This is a genomic window from Scytonema sp. HK-05 (genome assembly GCF_963872035.1).
Classification (GTDB): domain Bacteria; phylum Cyanobacteriota; class Cyanobacteriia; order Cyanobacteriales; family Nostocaceae; genus Kalymmatonema.
On the sequence record NZ_CAWMYC010000010.1, the window covers coordinates 1 to 24,712 of the forward strand.

Sequence of the window (24,712 nt, forward strand, 5' to 3'; positions counted from 1 at the left end):
GCCAGAGGCTCTAATATCTCGTTACCAGGTTGAACCTGGTAACGAGGGTTTGGAGGCTTCGCCTCCTGGGTCGGAAAACGCTGTTTTGAATTTTGAATGAGCGAATTTTGAATGAGCGAATTTTTAAAGTCCTGCAAACCATTCATAACCTTGGTCTTCCCAATAGCCTCTCAAAGGGGACAATTGACTCACAAGGGTAATTTGAGTAACCCACTTACTTTGCTTATATCCAAGTTTAACGGGAGAAGCTAAACGCAAAGGCGCACCATTTTCTACTGGCAAAGGTTCACCGTTTTTCTGATACACTAATAAAGTCTGGGGATGCAAACTTGAAGCAATATCCCAGCTTGAATAGTAACCATCAGCCGATTTAAAGTAAGCATATCGGATATTTGCTTTCGGCTGGGCAAGAGCAACGATTTCCTGCAGACGAACGCCTCCCCATTGTACAATTGCCGCCCAACCTTCCACACAAACATGGCGAATAATCATCGACGTTAAAGGCAAAGATTGAATTTCTGCTAAACTTAAGCTCAGAGGATTATTGACCTCACCGTCAATAATTAAACGATACTTTGCCGGGTCAATAATTGGAGTATATCTGAAGCTATTAATTAACAAACCTTCTGGTTCAATCTCACTGGGAGAGAATTCTGGCACCGGCTTTTGTGGTTTAAGTATGAAAGCTTCAAGCTTCTGATTGAGTGGTTCAGAAAGTTTGCCCACAACATCTTCAAATATTGGTGTACCACATCCACCAAGAAGAAAACTCATGCTAGAGAGTCCAGAAAGTTTTATAAAATGACGGCGTGATAATTCAGGACGATTGACACGAATGAGATTCATATTCTAGTTAAGTAAGCGGACATAATTAAACGTAGGATGTGTTAGGCGCAGCCGTAACGCATCAATTCCTTGAGCAGCATGGGTTACGCTATCGCGCTTCCCATCCTACTACGATGGTTAATTTTAATTCCACAAACCTACTTATTAGTCATTAGTTATTCTCCTTCCAATCCCCCGCTCCTGTTCTACCGTTCGTTTACCAAAACATAGATTCAGTTAACTCCTCACCTCCAGCGTTACGTCCTAATAAAAAGTGAATCGCTACAAATAAAACAACCATCGGTACCGAAGAAAAGTGAACGATTCGCAGTGCTTGCCAACTCCCAAACATATCTACAATCCAAGGAAACTGAGCAGGTTTATACATTCCTATACCTGTGAATATAGCCAGCAGCAAAATAGGAATAATGGCTGTATAGACAATGCGGTGCCAAGCATAAATGAGGCGTTTGGGATTTTTACTTTTTTGCAATGCTTTAAGGTCATTGACACCTACAAATCGATGTCGCCAGCGCCGACTGAGTAAAATATAAATGCCATACCACAAAAGATTAAGCGAAAATAGCCACATAGCAGCAAAATGCCAGTGTCTACCCCCAGCGAGCCAACCTCCTAAAGTAAATATAGGGGGAATGTGCAAACCTGCTCGTCCACCAAAAACAGGATTGGCGTTGTAAATTTGCAATCCACTAGTGAGCATAATAAACAAACTAATTATGTTAATCCAGTGGAAAATCTTGGCTCCTATTGCTTGAGTTGGAAATTTGCGACTTTTATGGGGAATCGAAGTCATAGATAAGCTTGTCCATATCTAGCTTATATATTTGGGTTCAGAGGGGCGCAAGATATTGTACTCCTATACTTTACACCTTACTACCTAGTAGATAGGTATGAAAAATGAAACAAAAAGAAGGGGTCTAAACCGATTGGTATCAAAAATTACGTTCAAACCTTTATTTTACGTTGATTTGACCCCATGCCTTAGTAAGGCGAGGGGCGGTTTTGGCGCAAGACAAAAACAGGGTGGGGTTCTACGAAAATTCTGGCTACCTAAAAGCTACCGTGTTTGATGATATCGGTGTAGTGCTTTGATATTCATCTCGATGACAAACTCTGTACCTTTACCTAACTGAGAATAACACTGCAGCTTACCCTGATGTCTTTCAACAATTATTTGTTGGCTGATTGATAATCCCAGTCCCTTACCTTTGCTTTTTGGTTTGGTTGTAAACAAGGGTTCAAAGATATGTCTTTGAATGTGGGGGAGAATACCTTTGCCGTTATCAGAAATGCGAATGACAACTTTGTGTTGTTTCAATGGTTGTTGCTCATAACTCCTTACTAAGGATAAATGGCTTTGAATAACTTCTGTGTAAACCCAAATTTTGGGAGTGAAAGAGTCATCGTATTTTAACCTTTCTTCTATAGCATCAATGGCATTAGTTAAAATATTTATAAACACCTGATTTAGCTCATCAGGATAGGACTCCACTAACGGCAAGTCCCCAAACTCTTTAATGACCTCAATTCGTGGTCTATCTGGCAGTTCTTTGAGACGATGCTGCAAAATCCTCAAAACATGACCAAGCCCTTCATGCAGATTGGCTTTTCTCATTTGACCATCGCCACAATTTGAAAAACTTTGTAAGGCAAAAACAATTTCTTTCATGCGCTCAGATCCTGCTCGCATTGACCACAACAATTTCAAAAAGTCTGTTTTAATAAAATCGAGGTCGAGGCGTTGAAGCTGTGAGGTAATAACTGGTACAGGATTGGGATAGTAATGTTGATAAAGTTCTAAAAGCCGGATTAATTCTTCAGCGTAATCGCTAGCAGAATACAAGGTGGCGTGAATGAAGTGAGTGGGGTGATAAATTTCGTTAGTTACTTGCGCCACAACTTGACCAAGATTAGCCATTTTGTTATTCTGCAATAACTGCTTTCGGGTATTTTTGAGTTCTTGTTGCGTATTTTCTAACTGTTCAGATTTTTTCTTTTCTTGCGCTTCGATAAAGAGTCTTGAAGCAATTTCTGTTTGGATTTGTTCAAAAAGTTGGCATTGCTTGAGGGCGATCGCAATTTCTACACTCAGTTGTTTAACAGTCTCTATCTCCCATTCTTGCCATTGACGCAAACCGCAACAGTCATAAGCTATGAGTAGTCCCCACAAGTCATTTTGACTCTCTCCTAAGCAGGAATTGAGAAGCGCTAATTGTGGATTTTGGATTGAGACGGATGGCTTGTTCTCATCCTCTTGTACTTTTAAGAGAATGGGAACAACCAAACTGGCTTTATTTTGACTTTCAATGAATGAATCAACCGGGTATGGCTCTTTGACTGACTCAAAAACTACCATACCACTTCCGTCTGGCCCAAAGCGGTAAATAACTGTTTGCTCAGTTTGCAAAAACCGCTGCACTTCTTCTACAGCAGTTTGGAGTATGAGTTCCACCCCAGAAGAAGAATGGATGCGCTTGCGGACAGCATTAAGCAGTTGCTCCCGCTTTTGTTGCTGCTGTAAAGCTTCTTCTAAGCGTTTTTCCTTAGTAATATCCTGGTGCGTTCCCACCATCTGCACTGGCTTTCCAGATTCGTCCCACTGCAAAACCTTTCCCCTGTCTAAAATCCACTTCCACTCACCGGATTTACTCAACATTCTAAATTCGACTTCGTAAACTGGTGTACGCCCTTGCAGATAGTCGTTCACAACCTCACAAAGTTTGGATAAGTCTTGTGGATGTACGAGTCGCTTAAAAGATGTGTGATTGTTTTCGATTTCTTCTGCTTCATACCCCAGGATGTGCTTCCAGTGAGGGGTGTAATAAATCTTGTCACTCACCAAATTCCAATTCCACAACCCCAAACGACTGGTTGCTAACGCCTCTTGCCAATCTGCTTGCAAGCATTGACACTTTTCTAACAATACTTGATCTGTTTGCAGTTGCTCTTGCTTTGGGATGTTTTGGGTGCTTTGTGATGAGAGTTGTAACTCCCATTCATTGGTGGCTGGTCCTTCGATATACATAGCTGCTGTACGATGAGGAAGATATCCTGTAGCTCTTAAGCTGTCTTAGCACCCTGACGACAGTATAAACATGGAAAGTGTCGGATTTGTTAACATTCTTTTAATTTTTGTGTGATTAACTCGGAAATCAATCACCCCTACCACTAATTTGAATTGAACCTAGAGAAACGTATACGCAGGAATGTAACCAGTCTTTTGGTCATTAAGACATTTATTGAGAAAAAATAGGCTACATTTCCTTGATTAACTCTGTAAAAATGTCTTCAACTCAGTATAGAAATCTACAACAAGTCTAAATTCTAATACGTCACAAGATTTTTCAAAGAACTATAACCTAAATTAGGCTGAGGATTCATATTTAAAAAAAAATGTCAATACTTTTTTGTAGCTTTTTTGAACAAGACAGACTATCCTCTCTACTGAGGAGCTACATTGAGGTTATTCTGATTACTTAAAATTTTGCAAAGAAAAATTATTTTAGGAACTCTTACACAGAAGTTGGACGCAATGACTAATGACTATAGAAGAAGTCCTACTGTTACTAAAAGCAACGCTTCCCAACGCTTTAACTCCACTCCAAGAAATAGTGCTGCGCTCTACGTGGGATGGCAAAACTTATACTAGCATAGCGTCGGAAGCACACTACGGAGAAGAACGAGTTAGAAAAGTAGCTTCTCATTTATGGCAATTACTGGGTGAAGTTTGGAAAGAACCGATAAATAAATCCAACTTCCGTCAGACTTTGGAACGTCGCGGTTTGAATAGAGCGCAACAGCAGTTAATTCGGGAATTCAACCGTACAGCGATCGCCATATCCTTAGAATTTCCTTGTGGTCCGGTATCCCTAGATTCTAGATTCTACATTCCTCGCCCACCAATTGAACAGCTTGCTTACGCAGAAATAGCACAACCAGGGAGTGTCATCTGCATCAAAGCTCCTAAGAAGATGGGGAAAAGTTCGCTGATCTTACGTATTCTTGCTCACGCAGCCAATCTTGAATACAGCACCGTAAGTTTGGACTTTCAGCAAGCAGACAAAGCAGTATTTGCCAACATCGATAAATTTTTGCGCTGGTTGTGTGCCAATATTACTCAGAAGTTAGGGCTACAACCAAAACTCAATGATTATTGGAATGAGGAAATTGGCAGTAAAGTCAGCTGCTCTTTGTACTTTCAAGAGTATTTATTGCCTTCTGTGAAAAATCCCCTTGTCTTAGTATTAAACGAGGTGGATTGGGTGTTTGAGTATCCAGAAATTACCGACGAGTTTCTATCATTGCTACGCTTCTGGTACGAGCAAGCCAAAGGTGTAGAAATTTGGCAAAAACTTCGTCTTGTCTTGGCTTACTCAACGGAAATTTTTGTTGTCCTCAGACTGACTCTATCTCCATTTCATATCGGATTACCACTGAAGTTACCGCCGTTTACAAAAGAACAAGTGCAAGATTTGGCACAACGTCACGGACTAGACTGGACAAATGGTTCCGAAGTTGAGAGATTGATGGCAATGGTAGGAGGACATCCTTATTTAGTTCGACTGGCTTTGTATTCTCTCATGGGTAAGGGTGGGTTACAACGGGATTTGGAGCAACTGTTGCAACAAGCACCTACAGAAACAGGAATTTACAACGAGTATTTAAGGCAATATGTGCTAGCACTGCGAAAGCAGCCAGAATTGGAAGCTGCTTTTGCTGAAGTCATTTTTGCGACAAGCCCTGTGAAATTAGAGCCAGTTGTTGCATATAAATTACAGAGTATGGGGCTAGTTAACTTGCAAGGCGAGTACTGTACTCCGACATATGAATTGTATCGTTTGTACTTTAGACAGCTTAAAGCAAGGCAGGATGGGAACAATTCTCGGATGAATCAGTTGGAAAAAGAGAACCAGCAATTACGCGTTCTTTGTAGTTTGGATGAACTCACTCAACTGATTAGTCGCCGCAACTTTCACACTCACTTGCAAATAGAGTGGCAAAAAGCTGCTGGCGATTGCACTCCCCTATCACTCATTTTGTGCGACATTGACTATTTCAAAATTTATAACAAGAACTACGGTAATACAGCAGGAGATGATTGTTTACGGCAAATCGCTAACGTTATTGATAACTGCGTCAAGCGTCTGCTGGGTTATAGCAGCTTCTCACAAGCCAGCACTGTTAAGAGCCCTGTGTGTACCAGCGATGAACGTACTTCAGTATTAGTTGCTCGTTATGGTGGTGAAGAATTTGCCATTCTCGCTCAAACAGATGCGATGACTGCTATATCTATCGCTGAAAACATCCGCGAGCAAGTCAAAGCATTGGAAATTTCCTGCGAGTATCCTGGTATGGGTGGTCTTCCAGCTAATGTTTTAACTGTCAGTTTGGGCGTTGCTAGCATCATACCAGAATCTGAAACAGAGCCTGAAATTCTGATCAATGCTGCTGAAAAAGCGCTTATTCAAGCAAAACGCAAAGGACGCGATCGCGTTGTCCTTAAATAACTGTTATGGCGGTAAGAACCCGGAGTAAGGTACACCAAAGAAATAATGAACCACAGATGGACACAGATGGACACAGATAAATAATTACTTCATTCAATTGAGTTGTGTTTTAATACCCAATTTACGCTAATTAGTTATGATTGCCACGTTGACTGCACCCCACCCCTTTATCCCCTCCCCGCACGCGGGGAGGGGAGCCTAAGCGCAGATGATTGCGGGGTGGGGTTCTTCAGGAATGATAAGTAATCAATCGAATCTGATATAACTGTTGCACTTTCCCAGAATTATGAATTATGACTGATTATTCTTTTTACAATTCATAATTCATAATTCATAATTTTTAATTATTTCAAACTCCAAGCGGCAAAAGCTAAAGCACCCCAACCTGCGATCAACGCTGCTCCCCCGATTGGAGCGATCGCTCCTAAAGACTTAACACCGCTCAAGCTTAAAGCATATAAGCTCCCTGAGAAAATGGTAATACCAATAATGAACAGCCAGCCACTTGCTAAAAGGATCAAGGGAGGTGACTCGATACGGCTGAGGAGTAGTGCCACGACGAGCAGTGCTAGAGCATGATACATCTGATAACGAGCGCCGATGTCAAAAATTTCTAGCGATCGCTCACTGATTTTTTCCCGCAAAGCATGGGAGCCAAAAGCACCTGCAGCTACAGATAAACCGCCTAGAATAGCTGCTAAGCTCAAAAAAATTTGCGTCATGGGGTTCAATTTCTGCCAAATTCCTCTTTAAATATAAAAATCGTAAGAGATTCCCCCTTCTTCACTTACCTTAAAGTTAGCATTGAATAATTTAGCTTGCTCATCTAGATATTGCCTGGCGGTTGCTGGTGGGAGTTGTGACTGCATTGCAAAGCTGACAAGAGTGATGCGCCCATTATTCTCTTGAATCATCTGATAAAACGTAGATTGTAGCTGATTCTTCGCTTGTGCCTTAATTGCCTTTTTCTCCTGCCGACTTTCACGGTATGCTCCCAATGCTAGCCATACTCCCAGAACTGAGGTAGGAACGCCAAAAATTAGACCATTCAACGCAGTATTATCAAGTACAGTGATTGCAGGCTCATTACGAAAATCTTGATTACGAAAATCTGGAAAATCTGTAACTGGTCTCCATGGTGGTAGAATTTCCTTCTGCATGTCATTTTTCTGCATGACTGCAGAAGCTGATAGCGACAAAAACATGAATCCGAGTGTAAGTAGCCAACCCGCAGCCAATTTCTCAGCAGTCTTCATAGTTGTTATCTTTGTAATTAAAACCTTGTCTGTGATTCTAACCTCACTTTCCTCAAGCTTCCACTCACTAGTAAAAACAGCAGCAATACAAGTTGCAATAACTTTTAACTTTCAAGGAAATTGCTTCTCTAACTGTAAAATAAAATACTTTTGTTAATAAATAAATGGAAGAAAAGCTTTAATTTAAAATCGCAGCAGAAGATAGAGCTTATCTTGCCGCGATTTTCAGCTTACTGGCGTGTTGCTTCCAATAGGCGAGAGAAATAAAAGCGCGTGCGAGTCATAGACTGGCGTTGCACAGTAAAGCCATTACTTGCCAAAATTTTGACCACATCAGCTTCACGGTGCAAATAGGCGCGAGTCGCTTTACTTGCACCTGGAAAGAAACTCCCTATTTTCTTTAACAAACTCAGGGCAAAGGTTTTCGGTGCAAAACTGAGAATCACCCGTGACTGCGCTAAAGAACACAAATGAGAAATCATCTCATCTGCTTTTTGCTGAGGATAGTGGATGAGAACATCCAAGCAAACCACCGTATGATAGCTACCGCTTAACGTTTCTAAATCCTGGACAGCAAATGTGGGATTTTCGGTTCCCAAGATGCTCATGCTTCTTTCCTTGGCTTCCTCTACCATTTTTTCGGAAATATCGCTGGCGTAGACCTTTGCTCCAGCTTCCGCAAGGGGTATGCTGAGACTACCTACACCACATCCAGCATCGCAGATAGATAGACTTGCTAAATTGTTATCAGCTTTCAGCCAGCCCAGTACCTTATCAACTGTTTGTTGATGTCCATTGCGAATATCTAGCTGGACTTTGTTGACTTCGCCATCACCGTAGATACGTCTCCAACGGTCAAAGCCTGTGGAATTGAAATATTCTTTAACTATCGTTTTATCGTCGGCTGCGTTCATAAAACTCAATATCTAACCATTCCAATGCTTCAAAGTACCATGTGTGCGAACACTAAGAATATCTTTGCTGAGTTGTGGTCTTGGCGCAAAATATTAAGACAACAAGCGCCGCCATGAGAGTTCTTGTGTATGCTCATCTAAATGCCAACGCAATAATTGACTAGCAGCAGCACCAGAGAGAATTGCTGAGGCGGCAATAGCTTTTCGTGGTGCAATGGTAGAAAGTGCGATCGCCCTTTCTACATCACATATTCCCCACTTCACTAAATTTTGCACACCTACCAATAAAGGTAAAGTCGTTCCCGATAAAGTTCCATCCGGGAGTCGTGCCGTTCCATTGTTCACTTCAATTTGCCGGTTATCCCAAGGATACACCCCATCAGGCAATCCCAGAGGTGCAAGCGCATCACTAACAAGGAAAAGCTTTTGTTTGTATATCTCCCCTTGCTCTTCTTGAGAAAAGGGGGGACTGCTGGCACGTAGTAAAATTTGTAGCATTGTTGGTGAAACGTGCTGACCATCAGCAATAAAACCACACATAACATGAGGATGAACAATCGCCGCCCCTAACAATCCTGGTTCACGGTGGTGTAATGCTGGCATAGCATTAAAAGCATGAGTCACCATTGTTGCACCTAATTCAAAAGCATGTTGCGCCTCTGCTGCTGTGGCTTGGGAATGTCCTAAACTGACAGTAATACCCAAAGAACGCAAATAGGTGATGACTTCACCAGTTGGATCTAACTCTGGTGCTAAAGTCATGACTTTCACAATATGAGCGTAATTACCCAAAACCCGCTTTACTTCCTCCAAAGTAAGAGGGAGCAGGTACTCTGCTGGATGCGCGCCGCGCTTTTGAGGATTCAAAAATGGTCCTTCTAAATGCACTCCTAAAATTTTGGCACTACCCTGCCCATACAAAGAGCGGTTGGAGGTAAGGTGCATAAAATCAGAGATGACAGCAAGCGATCGCTGAATATTGTCTACCGAAGTTGTCACCAGGGTAGGTAAAAAAGCGTCTACCCCTGCATCCCATAAAAATTCACAGATATTTACCAGTTGGTGAGAGTTTTCTGCTGATAAGTCAGGAAATGCCAACCCTAACGCGCCGTTAATCTGTAAATCCACACCGCCTAAGGAAATCCAGTCGCCAGCAACATCCAACACTTGCAAATCAATTGGCGGAACCCGTTTGAGGACTTTAGACATTGGTAGGATTTGCTCAACTATGCCCTGTGGGTTAATTGAGAGCATCTGCAAATCTGAACTGCCAAGTACTCGAGCATTGATAATGTCTACAGGAGTACCAATCAGGCTTTGTGTTGCATCGGTCATCACGTCAGCAAGAAGATAGTTCAATCTGACCTGATTTTAGAGGCAATAGGCAGTGATAAATCAAAAATCGCAATCGCGGATGTCAGCCACTATATACCTCTAAATGAGATGATTATCTACATCAGCCAACGATTCCATCACTAAAGTAAAGGGGATTCGGGATTGGGTAAGGGAGCCGAAAAATTATGGAAGGGGCAATAAAGCCTCCCCAAGTCGGAACGGAACCATATCCCCAGTCGCCAGTCCCCAGTCGCCAGTCCCCAGTACCCAGTCCCAAATTTGAATTGCTTATGACTCCCCTTGTCGGTATCATTATGGGCAGCGATTCGGATTTGCCTACTATGCAAGGCGCGATCGCAGTTTGTGAAGAATTTGGCGTTGCCACACAGGTAGCAATTATCAGCGCCCATCGTACTCCAGAACGCATGGTGGAATATGCCAAGTCTGCTCACGAACGGGGCATTAAGGTGATTATCGCTGGTGCGGGTGGCGCGGCTCATCTTCCAGGAATGGTAGCATCTTTAACACCACTTCCTGTTATCGGTGTTCCTGTTCCTAGCCGTCACTTACAAGGAGTTGATTCATTGTACTCAATAGTACAGATGCCTGCTGGTATACCAGTGGCAACTGTTGCTATAGGTAATGCTAAAAATGCTGGACTTTTGGCAGTACAAATTCTCGCAACGCAGCAAAGCGAATTACTAGAAAAGGTGCAGCAGTACCGTCAAACTTTGTCGGAATCAGTCATCGCAAAGCAAGCAAAACTAGAACAACTTGGTTACGAGCAATATTTAAGGCAGATGCAATCACCAGAATAATAGAAATAAATCTATTTACTTTTACGTATAAATTTATATTAGTGTTTCGCCTGCTATAGCCATCAGCATTAGTAGTGCATAATCTGATGTTTAAAGCTGCGTTCTTCACATCAAGATATCCATAAATAACAACTTATTAATATTTTTTATAAAAAATTAATAGTCAGATTTGACGGCTCTACATTCCTGTTGAAAGATAGCAAGAATGTAACGCAAGTACTTAATTTGAAAGTAGAGAAAAAACTGTATTAAAAACTACAGATTTTTAGTATCACAATTTTCATCATTAAATTGACTATTTTTTTATGTTTTATGGTCTTTAAGCAATGTTTATAGGTGCTTTGTCATACGCTTGAAGACTCAGAAAGGTTCAGTACAAAGCATTTCTATTCAGCACGTAGAAACAAATAAGAGAAGGTAAAAAGAAGAACGTAATAGCAAACAAGACAAAACTTGTCCTGTTTGCTGGTTGACTTTTGATTTTTCCCTAAAAACACCCATTATGCTCTTTTTCAAGACTTCTGTGGCGATGACTAGTCATCTAAGGACTATCTTGTTATGATGAGTTCACTCATTTGGATATTTAATCTTGTCAAAGATAATGCCTAAAGAGTTAATCAAGTAGACTTGACTACTTTGGAAACTACATAATACTTTTTTAAGAATATTCTTAATAGCTACACAAGTAGCATTAGCGACTGCTGAACAGGTTCTTTGATATCCTGTTCAAACAACCACTTACTGATAATGGAAATCAGTGACTTTAAACAGACAGCTAACCTAAATGGCAAATATCAAAAACAGCTTTTTTTAGCTTTGGGTATTAGCTGTTGATACTCAACATATTTTCTGATTCAGGATGCTTGAGCGCATGATGATAAAAAGAAGAAAAAATAGGCAGCGACCAGCAAAATTGTTAGGTAGGAAAGCACAATATATATCAAGTGTCAAGAGATTAAATGGAGTCATTAAGCAGTTGTCTCCTAGCTGGCAAGCCTGCATCCCCCTGGCTTGTTTGATTGTGCTGGCGTGGGGTTATACAGCAGTTGCCCAAACCCCTGCTCCCGCAGCACCAACCACAGCGGAACTCAAAGTTGCAATTGACACTCTTTGGGTAGCGATCGCCGCCTTTTTGGTGTTCTTCATGAACGCCGGTTTTTGTATGTTAGAAACTGGCTTCTGTCGTCAGAAAAACGCTGTCAACGTTCTTGCTAAAAACTTGATTGTGTTTGCTCTCGCCACCGTCGCTTTTTGGGCGATTGGTTTTGGCTTGATGTTTGGCGATGGCAATGACTTTATTGGCTTGAATGGGTTCTTCCTGCAAGGCGCAGATAACAGTCCCGCCACAGGAGATGCTTATAAAGGTGTATTTAGCTCTCTCAATTGGACTGGTGTTCCTTTAGCAGCGAAGTTCTTGTTCCAGCTCGTGTTTGCCGGAACAGCAGCAACAATTGTTTCTGGCGCGGTTGCTGAACGGATTAAGTTTGTTGACTTCTTAATCTTCAGTCTCTTACTTGTAGGTGTTGCCTACGCAATTACCGGACACTGGATTTGGGGCGGTGGTTGGCTTTACAAGAGAGGTTTTTTTGATTTTGCTGGTTCTACAGTCATTCACTCTGTAGGTGGCTGGGCAGCTTTGATGGGAGCAGCATTCCTGGGACCACGCATTGGAAGGTATCAAGATGGGCAAGTCGTTGCTTTGCCTGGTCACAACATGAGCATTGCCACCTTGGGGTGTCTGATTCTGTGGTTGGGCTGGTTTGGTTTCAACCCTGGTTCGGTGATGGCTGCTGATGGGAATGCGATTACTCACATTGCCTTGACTACCAACTTGGCGGCTTCTGTTGGTGGTATTGCTGCTACCATCACAGCTTGGTTGTATCTGGGTAAGCCAGACCTTTCCATGATTATCAATGGTATTTTGGCTGGCTTGGTTGGCATTACAGCAGGTTGTGCTTTCGTCACTCTCAACAGTGCTTTCATCATTGGTTTAGTAGCTGGAATTTTAGTAGTTTTCGCTGTCACCTTCTTTGATAGAATCCGTATTGATGACCCAGTGGGGGCTACCTCAGTTCACTTGGTGTGTGGTATTTGGGGAACTTTAGCAGTTGGTCTGTTTGCTGTCGGTCCTGGTGTTGCACAATTCCCCTGGTATACTGATGGTCTTGGTCCTGCAAAGGGTTTATTTGCAGGTGGTGGCTTGGGGCAATTCTTTATTCAGTTGCTTGGCGTCGTCTCAGTTGGCGGTATAACGGTTCTCCTCAGCACCATCTTTTGGTTAGCACTCAAGGCGACTTTAGGTATCAGAGTCACTAGAGAAGAAGAAATTGAAGGCTTGGATATCGGCGAACATGGTATGGAAGCATACAGCGGATTTGTCAAAGAGGCTGGTGCAAGTGGATTTTCCGAAACAGGTATCCATGGTAGTGGTGTTTCGCGCAGGGGAGATTTACCGACAACTTTATAATTTCTAGGCTTTATAAGTTCTAGGTTGTTTGATTTTTGAGCTAATTAGCGATATACTCGCCCTCTTTGTCTTTTGTCTCTTTTATAGGGGGTGGGTTTAAATTTTGTAGTGAGCAAACAAAATAAAAGATTGGATTAATATTATACAAATTTTTCAATAATTAACAACTAGAATTAGCAGTATATTTTTATTAAACTTTTCTACAAGTCAAAATTTCGTAACATTTCATACGGAATCACAGTATCATACAATGCTCAAATCTATTTACCTAACACAAAACTGTTGGTGCTAAGGGACAAAAAAGTGTTGAAAAAAGTATTGATCATCGGGGCTAGCGCCCTACTGCTTTTGGGTGGACCGCTCATGGGTAATGCTTTTGCTGCACCCGTTGATGTCAACGCAGCGATTTCTAATGCTCAAACAGCTGCTGATACAGCGTTTATGCTGATTTCAGCAGCTTTGGTGTTGCTGATGACGCCCGGACTGGCGTTTTTCTATGGTGGATTTGTGCGATCGCGCAACATCCTCAACACCTTGATGATGAGCTTTGTGCTGATGGCGATTGTAGGAGTTACCTGGATTCTGTGGGGCTATAGCCTGGCGTTTGCTCCAGGTAACGCCATCATCGGTGGGTTGGAGTGGTTTGGTTTGAATCGTGTGGGATACGAGCTAACCGATTATCTCAAAGGGTCAAATCCCGCTGAGGTGCTTTCCTACGCTCCGACAATTCCGCATCAGGCATTCATGATTTACCAAGCCATGTTTGCCATTATCACCCCAGCACTGATTTCAGGGGCGATCGCAGAGCGGATGAACTTCACCGCCTACTCTTTGTTTGTGCTGCTGTGGACAACGTTTATTTACAGCCCCCTAGCACACATGGTTTGGGCTAAAGGTGGATTATTGGGCTTGTACGGTGGCTGGGGTGCCCTCGACTTTGCTGGCGGTACAGTCGTCCACATCAGTTCTGGGGTTTCTGCTCTTGTAGCAGCGATCGTCCTCAAACCTCGGAAAACCTATCCTGAACGCCTCAGCCCTCCTCACAACGTTCCTTTTATTTTGCTGGGAGCAGGCTTGCTGTGGTTTGGCTGGTTCGGCTTCAACGCTGGTAGTGCTTTGGCTTCTGGTCCCTTGGCAACAGCCGCTTTTGTTGCCACCAATACAGGCGCAGCGGCGGCGGCTTTAACCTGGCTAATTCTAGAAAAAGTGTTGCGTGGTAAACCAACAGCAGTCGGAGCAGCTACAGGAGCAGTTGCAGGCTTGGTGGGCATCACTCCAGCCGCAGGATTTGTCACACCAGTGGCAGCAATCTTGATTGGTAGCATTACCGCTGTTGCTTGCTTTTATGCTATTAGCTTCAAGCACAAACTACAAATTGATGATGCCTTAGATACATTTCCTGTACATGGCGTAGGCGGTACAGTGGGAGCTATTCTCACAGGTATCTTTGCTACGAAGGCAGTCAACTCAGCAGGGAATAATGGCTTGTTGTATGGCAATGCCGGTCAATTGATTACACAAATCTTAGCAATTGTTGTTGCCTATATCTTCGCTGCCGTGGGTACCTTGATTATTCTGAAAATTCTAGATGCCACAGTTGGTCTGCGAGTTAAGGAAGAAGCGGAATTGCAAGGCTTGGATATCAACGAACACGGTGAAGAAGGTTACAACGAGGAGTTTGGAGAGCGCATCAATTTCAGTAACAAGCACTAAGATTTATTGGCATATACGTCTAAAATCTGAGTCAAAGATTTGGTAAGTCTTGCTACTCGTGTCTACTCCTGCAAAAACCTTTCCAACCTGGGCATTTTTCTCTGTACTAACTAACGTTGTTCTCATGTTGACAGTCGCCCTGCTTATTTATCGACAGCAGAGAGCGACTACTTTTTTGGGAACAATCACTTCCCCCACACAAGTCAATCGAGACACTCAACCCCAAGCTGTCACACCTAACTTAGGCCGGCGTCACAAACTGAATTATCAGCAATGGGTAGACATCCTGAAACAAGAAGCCAAAGTAGCCGCCCAAAAGCGTCCTCAGCATTTAACCATACTACTGGGAGATTCTTTGAGTTTGTGGTTTCCTTCTGAGTTATTACCCCAAAACAGAAATTGGTTAAATCAAGGAATCTCTGGGGAAACGAGTACAGGATTATTAAAAAGATTAGAATTATTCAACTCCACCCAACCAGAAACAATTTTTGTGATGATTGGGATTAATGACTTAATTCGGGGCGTAAGCGATAAGATAATTTTAGACAATCAGTTGCAAATTATACGTTATCTCAAAAAAGCTCATCCGCAGACGCAAATTGTTGTGCAATCCATTTTACCGCATGGAGGAGAACAGACAACTTGGGAAAAGCGAGAAAAACTTTTGGCGATTCCCAATAGTCGCATTCGCTCCTTGAACCAGCAGCTCCAAGCTATAGCTCAAAAAGAAGGCGTGAAATATCTGAATTTGCATCCATTGTTTGCTAACGACCAAGCTAACCTCCGCCTCGAACTTAGTACAGATGGCTTACATCTAAATTCACAAGGTTATTTAGTTTGGAGTTCTGCTTTGCAATTATATAGCCAAATTGAACTCGAAGCGCAAAAAAGATAATTTTGCCCAAAAGAGCAAAGAAATTCTTCGCGTCTTGAGCGTAAAGCGCGAGAAAATGATAAGTGGCAATTTAAGAGAAAAAACAATGGATACCAAAGCTTTTAAACGTTCGCTGCAACATTCAGAAAATTATCATCGTAAAGGATTTGGTCACCAAGCAGAAGTCGCGACTCAACTGCAATCTGAATATCAAAGCAATTTAATTCAGGAAATTCGCAATAACAACTACATTCTGCAAAGGGGAAATGTCACCATCCAGCTAGCAGAAGCTTTTGGCTTTTGTTGGGGTGTAGAACGTGCTGTGGCGATGGCTTATGAAACCCGCAAGCACTTCCCCTCTGAGCGCATTTGGATGACGAATGAAATTATTCATAATCCTTCTGTCAATCAGCGGATGGTGGAAATGGAAGTAGGATTTATCCCGGTTGAAGGAGGTAAAAAAGACTTTTCTGTTGTCGAGCCTGGGGATGTCGTTATTCTACCAGCTTTTGGGGCAAGTGTTCAGGAAATGCAGTTGCTGAACGAGAAAGGTTGCAAAATTGTTGATACAACTTGCCCTTGGGTTTCTAAGGTTTGGAATACTGTTGAAAAACACAAAAAAGTCGATTATACATCAATTATTCACGGCAAATATAAGCACGAAGAAACTGTCGCTACAAGTTCCTTCGCAGGGAAATATCTGATTGTGCTGAATATGGAGCAAGCAGAATATGTTGTTAACTACATTTTGAATGGAGGAAACCGAGAGGAATTCTTAGCAAAATTTAGTAAAGCTTGTTCCGCTGGATTTGACCCTGATAAAGATTTAGAAAGGGTTGGTATTGCGAACCAAACCACAATGCTTAAAAGTGAAACCGAGCAAATAGGGAAACTGTTTGAGCGGACAATGATGAAAAAGTATGATCCCAGTGAGTTGAATCAGCATTTCCAAAGCTTTAATACGATTTGTGATGCTACCCAAGAACGGCAAGATGCTATGTTAGGGTTAGTGGAACAAAAGCTAGATTTGATGATAGTCATTGGTGGGTTTAATTCATCGAATACCACACAATTGCAGCAGATTGCAGTCGAGCGACAAATTCCTTCTTATCATATTGATAGTGAAATGCGAATTCTGTCAGGAAATCGGATTGAACATCGGGAATTAAATGGAAATTTGAAAATCACAGAAAACTGGTTGCCAGATGGGGAAATTGTCGTCGGAATTACCTCTGGTGCATCTACGCCAGATAAGGTGGTGGAAGATGTGATTGACAAGATTTTGCAATTGAAGGCGACGGCAGTCGTGGTATAAAAACCTCACCTCCCTCTGTGCAAGCACCAGAGGGGGAGCTATTTTCCCCCCTTCACTTGCGCTTAGGGGTTAGGGGTGGGGTGAAAATCGTATTGCACCCAAATGTAAACTACTATAAGACTGGTATTCATTTAAAAGTTAAAATTATAATAATAAAGGTTTGATTTATGAATTCATTAATGTCATGACAGGTGCTGAGCCTTTAATCTCAGCTGCCATAGCATCAGCAGTCAGTGGAGTAGCCGTTCCGATTTTCCAGAGTATCTGGGGAGGCGGAGGTCAGCTTCTCGGTCCGTTTAGCAAAAATCTAGATGAGCAAACCAAACAAATCCTGTTTGTATTTCAAAAGTATGAAAAAAACTATAAGGAACGTCATGGCATCCTGAAACTATTAGGAATGCGGCAGCCTGTGGAATCAGAATCTATATATAGTGGTGTGCAATTTTTCGATGATGCACCTATCTATAGTTTTGAATTGAAATCTATTTTAGACTTTGGTTGACAACCTTTTACAAACTTGGCTCAATACTTTCAATCTTTCTCCAAAAATGGTCAATTTATCTCAGGAAGAAAGTGAAGCAGTTGACAATTCTCTCTATGCAAATTAGCTCATAACTCAGTGCAAAGAAGCACCAGTGCGGGTGTCACCCAAAACCTGCCAAGCAATTGAAGAACGGATGTTGTTAATTCCGGACAATTGAAATCTTGTGGTGAAGTTAAAGTCAAAATAGGAAGTGGAAAGATAAACGCTCTATGAGTTCATTACAACAAGTTAAGGGCAAGAAAACTCGAACTTTGACAGCGATCGTGTATTGGGAAGAAGATGTTTACGTAGCACAATGTCCAGAGGTAGGAACTGCCAGCCAAGGAGAGACTATAGAAGAAGCCATTGCCCATTTAAAGGAGGCAACAGAACTTTATTTAGAGGAGTTCCCGCTTCCTGAAACAGCACCTCGTCTGTTGCTAACGACGTTTGAGGCAATTTGTGCCTAAGCTTCCACGAGTACCAGCTTGTGAAGTCCTTTATGTTCTAGAACGCTTGGGTTTTGTTCAAGTACGACAGCGTGGAAGTCATGTGATTTTGAAGAAACAAATTATGGCAAAAGGCGAAGAGCAAAAAGTGATTGAAGTTGGTTGTGTTGTGCCTCTCCATCGTAAAACGATGGCTATTGGCACGTTAAAGAGTATTCTCAATCAAGCTGGAGTTTCTGTGGAAGAGTTTTTGAACATTTTGTAGAGTCATTCAAGGTAGGCTGTTTTCTCTGCGCCTTCTGGAAGAAGAACTGTAACAAAGTTGGAACGACAATCAAAGTAATACTTTGGTCTTGGATACAGTTAGAAACGTTTAATGCACACAATAGAAAATAAGTCAAGCAAAAAAGCTTGGGCAAAAGCGCTTGCCCAAGCCGCCCAAGAATTCCCCTCCACCCAACTGCAAATCCTCTGTGGTAAAATCCCTGAAGGCTTACGTGGCACACTCTACCGTAACGGTCCTGGAAGGTTAGAACGCGGCGGTATCAGCGTGGGACACTGGTTTGATGGAGATGGCGCAATTCTTGCTGTACATTTTACCGATGCAGGTGCAACCGCAGTTTACCGCTACGTGCAAACTGCTGGTTATCAAGAAGAAGCAGCAGCAGATCAGCTGCTTTACGGCAATTATGGCATGACTGCACCGGGACCAATTTGGAATCAATGGTTGAAACCACTTAAGAACGTTGCCAATACTTCAGTGCTGGCATTACCTGATAAACTTTTGGCACTATGGGAAGGCGGTAAACCTCACGCCCTTGACTTGGAAAGTTTGGCAACTCGCGGCGAAGATGATTTAGGAGCGTTGAATATTGGATTGCCTTATTCTGCCCATCCCAAAATTGACCCCAAAACAGGTAACATTTTTAACTTTGGTATCTCCCCTGGATTGAATGGGGTACTAAATATTTACAAGAGTGATTCCACAGGTAAAATTCTGCAAAAAACCTCGTTTCAACTCGATGGTTTCCCGTTAATACATGATTATGTCTTCGCTGGGCAATATCTTGTATTTTTCGTTCCTCCGCTGCGGTTAAACGTCCTACCAGTGTTAACTGGGTTTAGCTGCTACGGTGATTCTTTTGAGTGGAAACCGCAATTGGGTACTCAGGTTCTCGTATTTGACAGCGAAACTCTATCTCTGGTGAGTCGCGGCGAAACTGAACCTTGGTATCAATGGCATTTTGGCAACGGTTACGTAGATGATAGTGGATTCATCATTGCTGATATTGTCCGCTATCAAGACTTTCAAACCAACGAGTATTTAAGACAAGTGGCGACAGGTGAGACTCATACCCTTGCTGTGAGTACTTTATGGGAAGTGCATCTTGACCCTAAAGCTGGTGAGGTACAAGGAATTAAGGAAATAATGGATCGCCATTGTGATTTTCCGATTGTACCACTGCAAGACCGGGGACAAAGCAATAGGGAAACTTATCTGACGGTGCATCGCCAAGGAGTGGATAATAGAAAACAAATATTTGGGGCGATCGCCCGTTTTGATCACAAAACCGAAACCCTGACAATTGCTGACTGTGGCGAAAACCGCTATCCTTCGGAACCCATTTATGCCGATGATTCCCAAAATCCTCAGCAAGGATGGATAATCACAGTTGTGTACGATGGTAATTCCGATAGTAGTGAAGTTTGGGTATTTGATGCGGATAGGCTAGACGAGGAACCTGTTTGTAAACTGGCATTACCAGGCGTTATTCCCCACAGCTTCCACGGTACTTGGAAGGCTGCTTAATCAAGTCGGTTGGGTTGAGGAATTTAAACCCAACTATTCAAGCATTTTTTCTTAACTTGAAGCATAGGTCCTACCACCTTGTAAATCAGGTTCCCTTGCCTACACTTTAATACAATTGAAATAAAGCATATAGACATTACTACTAATTCAACAAAGTTACCAATGACCACTTCATCCCGTCGCTATCACATTACTACCTTCGGTTGCCAGATGAACAAAGCCGACTCAGAACGCATGGCTGGCATCTTAGAAGACATGGGCTTTGAATGGTCAGAAGACCCAAATCAAGCACATTTAATCCTATACAACACTTGTTCTATCCGGGATAATGCTGAACAAAAAGTATATTCATATCTAGGTAGGCAAGCAAAACGCAAGCACGAGCAACCAGACCTCACCTTAATTGTTGCAGGTTGCGTTGCTCAGCAGGAAGGCGAAGCACTGTTGCGGCGCGTACCAGAATTAGATTTGGTGATGGGACCACAACACGCGAACCGCCTGAAAGATTTGCTACAACAAGTGTTGGACGGCAACCAAGTTGTGGCAACCGAACCAGTTCATATTATGGAAGATATCACCAAGCCACGGCGTGATAGTAGTGTGACCGCTTGGGTGAATGTCATTTACGGCTGTAACGAACGCTGCACTTACTGTGTGGTTCCAAATGTGCGCGGTGTTGAGCAATCTCGTACACCAGAAGCAATTTGGGCAGAAATGGCAGAACTCGGGCGACAAGGTTTCAAAGAAGTCACCTTACTTGGTCAAAATATTGACGCTTATGGGCGGGATTTGCCGGGAGTGACACCAGAAGGTCGCCATTTGCATACCTTGACAGATTTACTTTATTATGTACACGATGTGCCAGGGATAGAGCGGATTCGGTTTGCAACTTCCCATCCGCGTTATTTCACCGAACGGCTGATTAAAGCTTGTGCAGAATTACCCAAGGTGTGTGAACACTTCCACATCCCCTTTCAATCTGGGGATAACGAAGTGCTAAAACGCATGAGTCGGGGTTACACTCATGAGAAATATCGCCGGATAATCGACACAATTCGGCGGTATATGCCGGATGCGTCGATTAGTGCTGATGCGATTGTGGGTTTCCCCGGAGAAACGGAACAACAGTTTGAAAATACCCTGAAACTGGTAGATGATATTGGCTTTGACCTATTGAATACCGCTGCATATTCGCCACGTCCGGGAACACCAGCAGCAGTGTGGGATGAACAATTGAGTGAAGAGGTGAAGAGCGATCGCCTGCAACGACTCAATCATCTTGTTTCTATTAAAGCAGCCGAGCGATCGCAGCGTTACATGGGACGCGTCGAAGAAGTACTAGTAGAAGACCAAAATTCCAAAGACAAAACCCAAGTGATGGGGCGTACGCGCGGAAACCGTCTCACCTTCTTCACAGGTGATATCAATGAACTCAAAGGGACGCTGGTGAAGGTAAGAATTACCGAAGTTCGCGCTTTTAGTTTAACGGGTGAACCAGTGGAAGTGCCGGAAGCTGTATTAATTCCTAGCTGAACTGCAATCATCGTATTCATGCACAGTAGTCCACTGCAAACCTCATTCACTGTCTCCAGTCATGATAAGTATAAGAAGTATTACGAGTTCAAAAAAATTAAGCAAAGAGTATGGATAACACAAACAAAGTTGATAGCACTGCTAATAATTCGGATCAGAATACAACAGATACTGAAGCAAACATTATTTCTCAGCCATCATCTAACGAATCAAAACCAATTCCCAAAACAATTGACATAGATGGTCAGCGTCCGGTTGATCCAAGTTCTTTTGAGGTTAAAGGCACTTTCGACATAGATGGTCAGCGTCCAATTGTTTCAAGTGATATTCAGATTCAGGACACAATTGACATAGATGGTCAGCGTCCAATTGCCAAGAGCGATTTTCAGGATCATGATATCATCGCTGTAGACGGTAAGCGTCCGATTGACAAGAGTGATTTAGAGGTTAGGGATACTCTCGATATAGACGGTCAACGTCCAATTGCTAAGAGTAATTTTCAAATTGAGGGTACTCTTGACGTAGATGGTAGCCGTCCAATCACTTCAAATAACACTGAAAAATCTGAAATTACAACAGATTTTGTAGATTAGTATCACGCGCTTGATGTTAGTGGAAGGTAAGTTTTTTTGTTTACAACGTAGCGCTCATTCTTATGTTCCTAAAACTGTAACAATTGGGCGCTACTGGCATGAAAATTGGAGGAACTCCCGCTCGTTGTGCTAGGCTATCTGAATTTAATGCGTGAGTGAGGTATTTCAGATGACGAAGCTGCGGGTGGGATTGCTCTTTGGTGGTCGTTCGGGAGAACATGAAGTTTCTATAAGTTCAGCAAGGGCGATCGCCAACGCCCTCAGTGCAGACGAAAATACTGCTAAATACGAAATACTGCCTTTCTACATCCAGAAAGATGGACGTTGGTTGGCTGGGGACACACCGCAACAAGTCTTAAAATCAGGAACACCGCAGCAATTACCAGATTCTACTCCTGACAATCAAAGTACCAATTCTCAATTATCAGTTGCCAAAACTCAAACACTTAGCCATTGGCAATCTCTTTCCCAAGTCGCCGAAGTAGATGTTTGGTTTCCCATTCTCCACGGTCCTAACGGTGAAGATGGGACAATTCAAGGGTTACTCACTTTAATGCAGGTTCCGTTTGTTGGTTCTGGAGTGTTGGGTTCGGCGGTGGGAATGGACAAAATTGCCATGAAAACAGTCTTTGCCCAGGCAGGATTGCCACAGGTAAAATACAAAGCGTTGAATCGAGGGCAAGTTTGGTCGAATCCTTGTGTTTTCCCGAAACTGTGTGATGAAATTGAGGCAACTTTAGGATATCCCTGCTTTGTTAAGCCTGCGAATTTAGGTTCATCGGTGGGCATTGCCAAAGTGCGATCGCGGCAAGAATTAGAAGCAGCATTGGATAACGCCGCCAGCTATGACCGAAAGATCATCGTAGAAGCTGGAGTTGTCGCACGAGAATTAGAGTGTGCTGTTTTAGGAAACGACAGTCCCAAAGCTTCAGTTGTCGGTGAAATTACTTACAACGCTGAATTTTATGATTATGAAACTAAATATACAGAAGGAAAAGCAGATTTACTGATTCCAGCACCTGTACCAGAAGCTGTCACTCGTCACATTCAGGAAATGGCTTTGCAAGCGTTTGCAGCCGTTGACGCCGCTGGATTGGCAAGAGTAGATTTTTTCTATGTGGAAGCTACCGGAGAAGTTTTCATCAACGAAATCAACACTTTCCCAGGTTTTACAGCAACGAGTATGTATCCGCTACTTTGGGCGCATAGCGGTGTCTCTTTCCCCGAATTAGTTGATAAATTAATTCAACTTGCTCTTGAAAGACATTCTGTTCCAACAAGGGAATAGAGAATTCATTGCCAGTATGTGCGTCGTAAAAGGTATCAAAAAATACAAACTTTAACTAAAAAAATATCGGATTGAGTCGCTTTCTTAAAAAAAGATACTGAAATCCAATATTTTTCTACGGATACATGATGGTTGACCCTTCAGTACAATCAATAATTGGAGGGTATAAATCTGAAAGCCATCATGGAAAATAGCGAGAGTGTACAGCAGCAGCCATCTCAAGCAGAAGCATCTATACCGGAGCCGGGGAAGAAAATTGCAGGACGAACAGGGAGCAAGAATCCTCTGATACATCTGCTTGTACATTACCCTTGGCTATTGCCGACTGGGTTGTCGGTGGCTTTTCTAGGAAGCAGTGCCGTCGCGCTGTACAGCTTGATCCATGTAGGGCGTATCGAACCGCAAGAACCAGAAATAGCAGAAGCTGAGGTTGTACAACCAATCAACACGCCCTCTGAGAATACCAATCCCATGCCTCTATGGATGGTGCTTGCTATTATTCTTAGTTGTGCTAGTGGTAGCTTAATATTATTCCTACTGCTAAACCGTCCAGCGCAGCGTCAAAAGGTAAAGAATCACATTAACCGCTACCAGGCACGCGTAGCACAACGTCGCCCAAGTGTAGAACCACGTCCCAAAAATATGCCAGTTTTTGTGCCATCTCAAGTAAGGACGCCCGTTGTACCAATACCTGCTAAAACGCAACCTGTAGTCACAGTTTTACCACCAGAGCAAAACCGCTTGCGGAGTCAGGGTAAAGAATCTTTGGCGAATAGTTTAGATATACGTAAACACACTCCATTGTCTTCAATATTACGCAAAGATTAATAAAATATATAATTCGTAACAGTCTCTCAAGAGCGAATTAACGTATAAAATGCGATCGAGCATTCGTCGTGTGAGTCAGCCTGAAGTACCCGCACTTCACGAAATCCTATTGGCATGCGGTTTCGACTTAAAAAACCGCTTCGGGCTGAATCACTGGTTAGCACCAATTTATCCTCTTGGAAATATGCTCAAAGATGCAGATGAGCATGAGGTTTATGCACTCACAGTGGGTGAGAATCTGGTAGGTACCTTTACGCTGGAAATGACGGCAGAGGTTCCATTCACCTATATCAAGTATGGAAATATTATTTGGCAAGTTTGGGATGTTCCTGCCGTGTACGTGCATAAACTAGCGATACTTCCAACTTGGCAAGGACAAGGACTAGGGACGTGGTGTATGCAAGCGATTGAGGAACTTGCATCGGATCGAGATTATCATGCTGTACGGGTGGATGCAGTTAAAACGCACCAGAAGCTTTTGTCCTTTTATGTAAACCGAGGTTATCAGCAGGTAGGAGAACTGATTTTTAACTCAGATAATATGTGGGTTGATGCCATTGTCTTTGAGAAAGTTTTGGTGAGAGACAAGGGGTAAACTAAATCTACTTAAAGCTACGCAATAGGTAGAAATGTCTTTAATTGT

The 24,712-nt window shown here is 42.7% G+C and carries 22 protein-coding genes; 15 read left to right on the forward strand and 7 right to left on the reverse strand.

The window, feature by feature from the left end; genetic code table 11:
- Nucleotides 1–123: 123 nt before the first annotated feature.
- The 3 genes from AACT52_RS02715 to AACT52_RS02725 all read right to left on the reverse strand — a co-directional run bounded on the left by AACT52_RS02715 (nt 124) and on the right by AACT52_RS02725 (nt 3,871).
- Entirely contained in the window at nt 124–846 is a 723-nt protein-coding gene (locus tag AACT52_RS02715; protein ID WP_073636008.1) for a molybdopterin-dependent oxidoreductase, read from the reverse strand.
- A 196-nt stretch (nt 847–1,042) separates the two neighbouring features.
- Complete coding sequence (locus AACT52_RS02720; RefSeq protein ID WP_073636009.1) at nt 1,043–1,639, reverse strand: cytochrome b/b6 domain-containing protein; 597 nt, start codon at nt 1,637–1,639, stop codon at nt 1,043–1,045.
- Between the two features lie 264 nt (nt 1,640–1,903).
- The gene (locus AACT52_RS02725; protein WP_073636010.1) at nt 1,904–3,871 is read right to left on the reverse strand and encodes a PAS domain-containing protein; all 1,968 of its coding nucleotides are present in this window, start codon (nt 3,869–3,871) and stop codon (nt 1,904–1,906) included.
- A gap of 514 nt (nt 3,872–4,385) precedes the next feature.
- On the opposite strand from AACT52_RS02725, the gene AACT52_RS02730 reads away from it, so the two are divergent.
- Nucleotides 4,386–6,353 carry an AAA-like domain-containing protein gene (locus AACT52_RS02730; protein ID WP_073636011.1) on the forward strand — a complete coding sequence of 656 codons (1,968 nt, stop codon included), beginning with the start codon at nt 4,386–4,388 and terminating at the stop codon, nt 6,351–6,353.
- A gap of 344 nt (nt 6,354–6,697) precedes the next feature.
- Here the strand turns inward: AACT52_RS02730 and AACT52_RS02735 are convergent, their stop codons facing one another.
- The 4 genes from AACT52_RS02735 to nagA form a co-directional block, all read right to left on the reverse strand.
- The gene (locus tag AACT52_RS02735) at nt 6,698–7,075 is read right to left on the reverse strand and encodes a DUF423 domain-containing protein (RefSeq protein ID WP_073636012.1); all 378 of its coding nucleotides are present in this window, start codon (nt 7,073–7,075) and stop codon (nt 6,698–6,700) included.
- A gap of 27 nt (nt 7,076–7,102) precedes the next feature.
- Complete coding sequence (locus AACT52_RS02740; RefSeq protein ID WP_073636013.1) at nt 7,103–7,609, reverse strand: hypothetical protein; 507 nt, start codon at nt 7,607–7,609, stop codon at nt 7,103–7,105.
- Nucleotides 7,610–7,839: 230 nt separating this feature from the next.
- Entirely contained in the window at nt 7,840–8,523 is a 684-nt protein-coding gene (bchM, locus tag AACT52_RS02745) for a magnesium protoporphyrin IX methyltransferase (RefSeq protein WP_073636014.1), read from the reverse strand.
- Nucleotides 8,524–8,616: 93 nt separating this feature from the next.
- Nucleotides 8,617–9,858, reverse strand: a complete 1,242-nt coding sequence (nagA, locus tag AACT52_RS02750) for an N-acetylglucosamine-6-phosphate deacetylase (RefSeq protein WP_073636015.1) — start codon at nt 9,856–9,858, stop codon at nt 8,617–8,619.
- 290 nt (nt 9,859–10,148) lie between these two features.
- Between nagA and purE the strand changes: the two genes are divergently transcribed.
- The 14 genes from purE (at nt 10,149) to AACT52_RS02820 (ending at nt 24,664) form a co-directional block, all read left to right on the forward strand.
- A complete protein-coding gene (gene purE, locus AACT52_RS02755; protein ID WP_073636027.1) occupies nt 10,149–10,676 on the forward strand; it encodes a 5-(carboxyamino)imidazole ribonucleotide mutase in 528 nt (175 codons plus the stop codon).
- Between the two features lie 871 nt (nt 10,677–11,547).
- Nucleotides 11,548–13,143 carry an ammonium transporter gene (locus AACT52_RS02760; protein WP_443216692.1) on the forward strand — a complete coding sequence of 532 codons (1,596 nt, stop codon included), beginning with the start codon at nt 11,548–11,550 and terminating at the stop codon, nt 13,141–13,143.
- A 303-nt stretch (nt 13,144–13,446) separates the two neighbouring features.
- Nucleotides 13,447–14,856, forward strand: coding sequence for an ammonium transporter (locus AACT52_RS02765; RefSeq protein ID WP_073636016.1), 1,410 nt, complete (start codon nt 13,447–13,449; stop codon nt 14,854–14,856).
- Between the two features lie 58 nt (nt 14,857–14,914).
- The gene (locus AACT52_RS02770) at nt 14,915–15,751 is read left to right on the forward strand and encodes an SGNH/GDSL hydrolase family protein (protein WP_073636017.1); all 837 of its coding nucleotides are present in this window, start codon (nt 14,915–14,917) and stop codon (nt 15,749–15,751) included.
- 85 nt (nt 15,752–15,836) lie between these two features.
- Nucleotides 15,837–17,045, forward strand: a complete 1,209-nt coding sequence (locus tag AACT52_RS02775; protein WP_073636029.1) for a 4-hydroxy-3-methylbut-2-enyl diphosphate reductase — start codon at nt 15,837–15,839, stop codon at nt 17,043–17,045.
- A 184-nt stretch (nt 17,046–17,229) separates the two neighbouring features.
- Complete coding sequence (locus tag AACT52_RS02780; RefSeq protein WP_073636018.1) at nt 17,230–17,547, forward strand: hypothetical protein; 318 nt, start codon at nt 17,230–17,232, stop codon at nt 17,545–17,547.
- Nucleotides 17,548–17,798: 251 nt separating this feature from the next.
- Nucleotides 17,799–18,038, forward strand: a complete 240-nt coding sequence (locus AACT52_RS02785; protein ID WP_073636019.1) for a type II toxin-antitoxin system HicB family antitoxin — start codon at nt 17,799–17,801, stop codon at nt 18,036–18,038.
- Nucleotides 18,031–18,282 (forward strand): type II toxin-antitoxin system HicA family toxin, encoded by a 252-nt coding sequence (locus AACT52_RS02790; RefSeq protein ID WP_073636020.1) that lies wholly within the window; start codon nt 18,031–18,033, stop codon nt 18,280–18,282. The genes AACT52_RS02785 and AACT52_RS02790 overlap by 8 nt, the downstream gene beginning before the upstream one ends.
- A 111-nt stretch (nt 18,283–18,393) precedes the next feature.
- Nucleotides 18,394–19,827, forward strand: a complete 1,434-nt coding sequence (locus tag AACT52_RS02795) for a carotenoid oxygenase family protein (RefSeq protein ID WP_073636021.1) — start codon at nt 18,394–18,396, stop codon at nt 19,825–19,827.
- 162 nt (nt 19,828–19,989) lie between these two features.
- The gene (miaB, locus tag AACT52_RS02800; RefSeq protein WP_073636022.1) at nt 19,990–21,360 is read left to right on the forward strand and encodes a tRNA (N6-isopentenyl adenosine(37)-C2)-methylthiotransferase MiaB; all 1,371 of its coding nucleotides are present in this window, start codon (nt 19,990–19,992) and stop codon (nt 21,358–21,360) included.
- Nucleotides 21,361–21,470: 110 nt separating this feature from the next.
- The gene (locus tag AACT52_RS02805) at nt 21,471–21,953 is read left to right on the forward strand and encodes a hypothetical protein (protein WP_073636023.1); all 483 of its coding nucleotides are present in this window, start codon (nt 21,471–21,473) and stop codon (nt 21,951–21,953) included.
- 169 nt (nt 21,954–22,122) lie between these two features.
- Nucleotides 22,123–23,241 carry a D-alanine--D-alanine ligase family protein gene (locus AACT52_RS02810; RefSeq protein ID WP_073636024.1) on the forward strand — a complete coding sequence of 373 codons (1,119 nt, stop codon included), beginning with the start codon at nt 22,123–22,125 and terminating at the stop codon, nt 23,239–23,241.
- A 183-nt stretch (nt 23,242–23,424) separates the two neighbouring features.
- Nucleotides 23,425–24,069, forward strand: a complete 645-nt coding sequence (locus AACT52_RS02815; RefSeq protein WP_073636025.1) for a hypothetical protein — start codon at nt 23,425–23,427, stop codon at nt 24,067–24,069.
- Between the two features lie 49 nt (nt 24,070–24,118).
- Nucleotides 24,119–24,664, forward strand: coding sequence for a GNAT family N-acetyltransferase (locus tag AACT52_RS02820; protein ID WP_073636026.1), 546 nt, complete (start codon nt 24,119–24,121; stop codon nt 24,662–24,664).
- The last annotated feature ends 48 nt before the right edge of the window (nt 24,665–24,712 follow it).

Coding starts and splice junctions, on each gene's coding strand:
- AACT52_RS02715 (WP_073636008.1), bottom strand. CDS start 846: ATGAATCTCATTCGTGTCAATCGTCCTGAATTATCACGCCGTCATTTT.
- AACT52_RS02720 (WP_073636009.1), bottom strand. CDS start 1,639: ATGACTTCGATTCCCCATAAAAGTCGCAAATTTCCAACTCAAGCAATA.
- AACT52_RS02725 (WP_073636010.1), bottom strand. CDS start 3,871: ATGTATATCGAAGGACCAGCCACCAATGAATGGGAGTTACAACTCTCA.
- AACT52_RS02730 (WP_073636011.1), top strand. CDS start 4,386: ATGACTATAGAAGAAGTCCTACTGTTACTAAAAGCAACGCTTCCCAAC.
- AACT52_RS02735 (WP_073636012.1), bottom strand. CDS start 7,075: ATGACGCAAATTTTTTTGAGCTTAGCAGCTATTCTAGGCGGTTTATCT.
- AACT52_RS02740 (WP_073636013.1), bottom strand. CDS start 7,609: ATGAAGACTGCTGAGAAATTGGCTGCGGGTTGGCTACTTACACTCGGA.
- bchM (WP_073636014.1), bottom strand. CDS start 8,523: ATGAACGCAGCCGACGATAAAACGATAGTTAAAGAATATTTCAATTCC.
- nagA (WP_073636015.1), bottom strand. CDS start 9,858: ATGACCGATGCAACACAAAGCCTGATTGGTACTCCTGTAGACATTATC.
- purE (WP_073636027.1), top strand. CDS start 10,149: ATGACTCCCCTTGTCGGTATCATTATGGGCAGCGATTCGGATTTGCCT.
- AACT52_RS02760 (WP_443216692.1), top strand. CDS start 11,548: ATGATGATAAAAAGAAGAAAAAATAGGCAGCGACCAGCAAAATTGTTA.
- AACT52_RS02775 (WP_073636029.1), top strand. CDS start 15,837: ATGGATACCAAAGCTTTTAAACGTTCGCTGCAACATTCAGAAAATTAT.
- AACT52_RS02780 (WP_073636018.1), top strand. CDS start 17,230: ATGACAGGTGCTGAGCCTTTAATCTCAGCTGCCATAGCATCAGCAGTC.
- AACT52_RS02785 (WP_073636019.1), top strand. CDS start 17,799: ATGAGTTCATTACAACAAGTTAAGGGCAAGAAAACTCGAACTTTGACA.
- AACT52_RS02795 (WP_073636021.1), top strand. CDS start 18,394: ATGCACACAATAGAAAATAAGTCAAGCAAAAAAGCTTGGGCAAAAGCG.
- miaB (WP_073636022.1), top strand. CDS start 19,990: ATGACCACTTCATCCCGTCGCTATCACATTACTACCTTCGGTTGCCAG.
- AACT52_RS02805 (WP_073636023.1), top strand. CDS start 21,471: ATGGATAACACAAACAAAGTTGATAGCACTGCTAATAATTCGGATCAG.
- AACT52_RS02810 (WP_073636024.1), top strand. CDS start 22,123: ATGACGAAGCTGCGGGTGGGATTGCTCTTTGGTGGTCGTTCGGGAGAA.
- AACT52_RS02815 (WP_073636025.1), top strand. CDS start 23,425: ATGGAAAATAGCGAGAGTGTACAGCAGCAGCCATCTCAAGCAGAAGCA.
- AACT52_RS02820 (WP_073636026.1), top strand. CDS start 24,119: ATGCGATCGAGCATTCGTCGTGTGAGTCAGCCTGAAGTACCCGCACTT.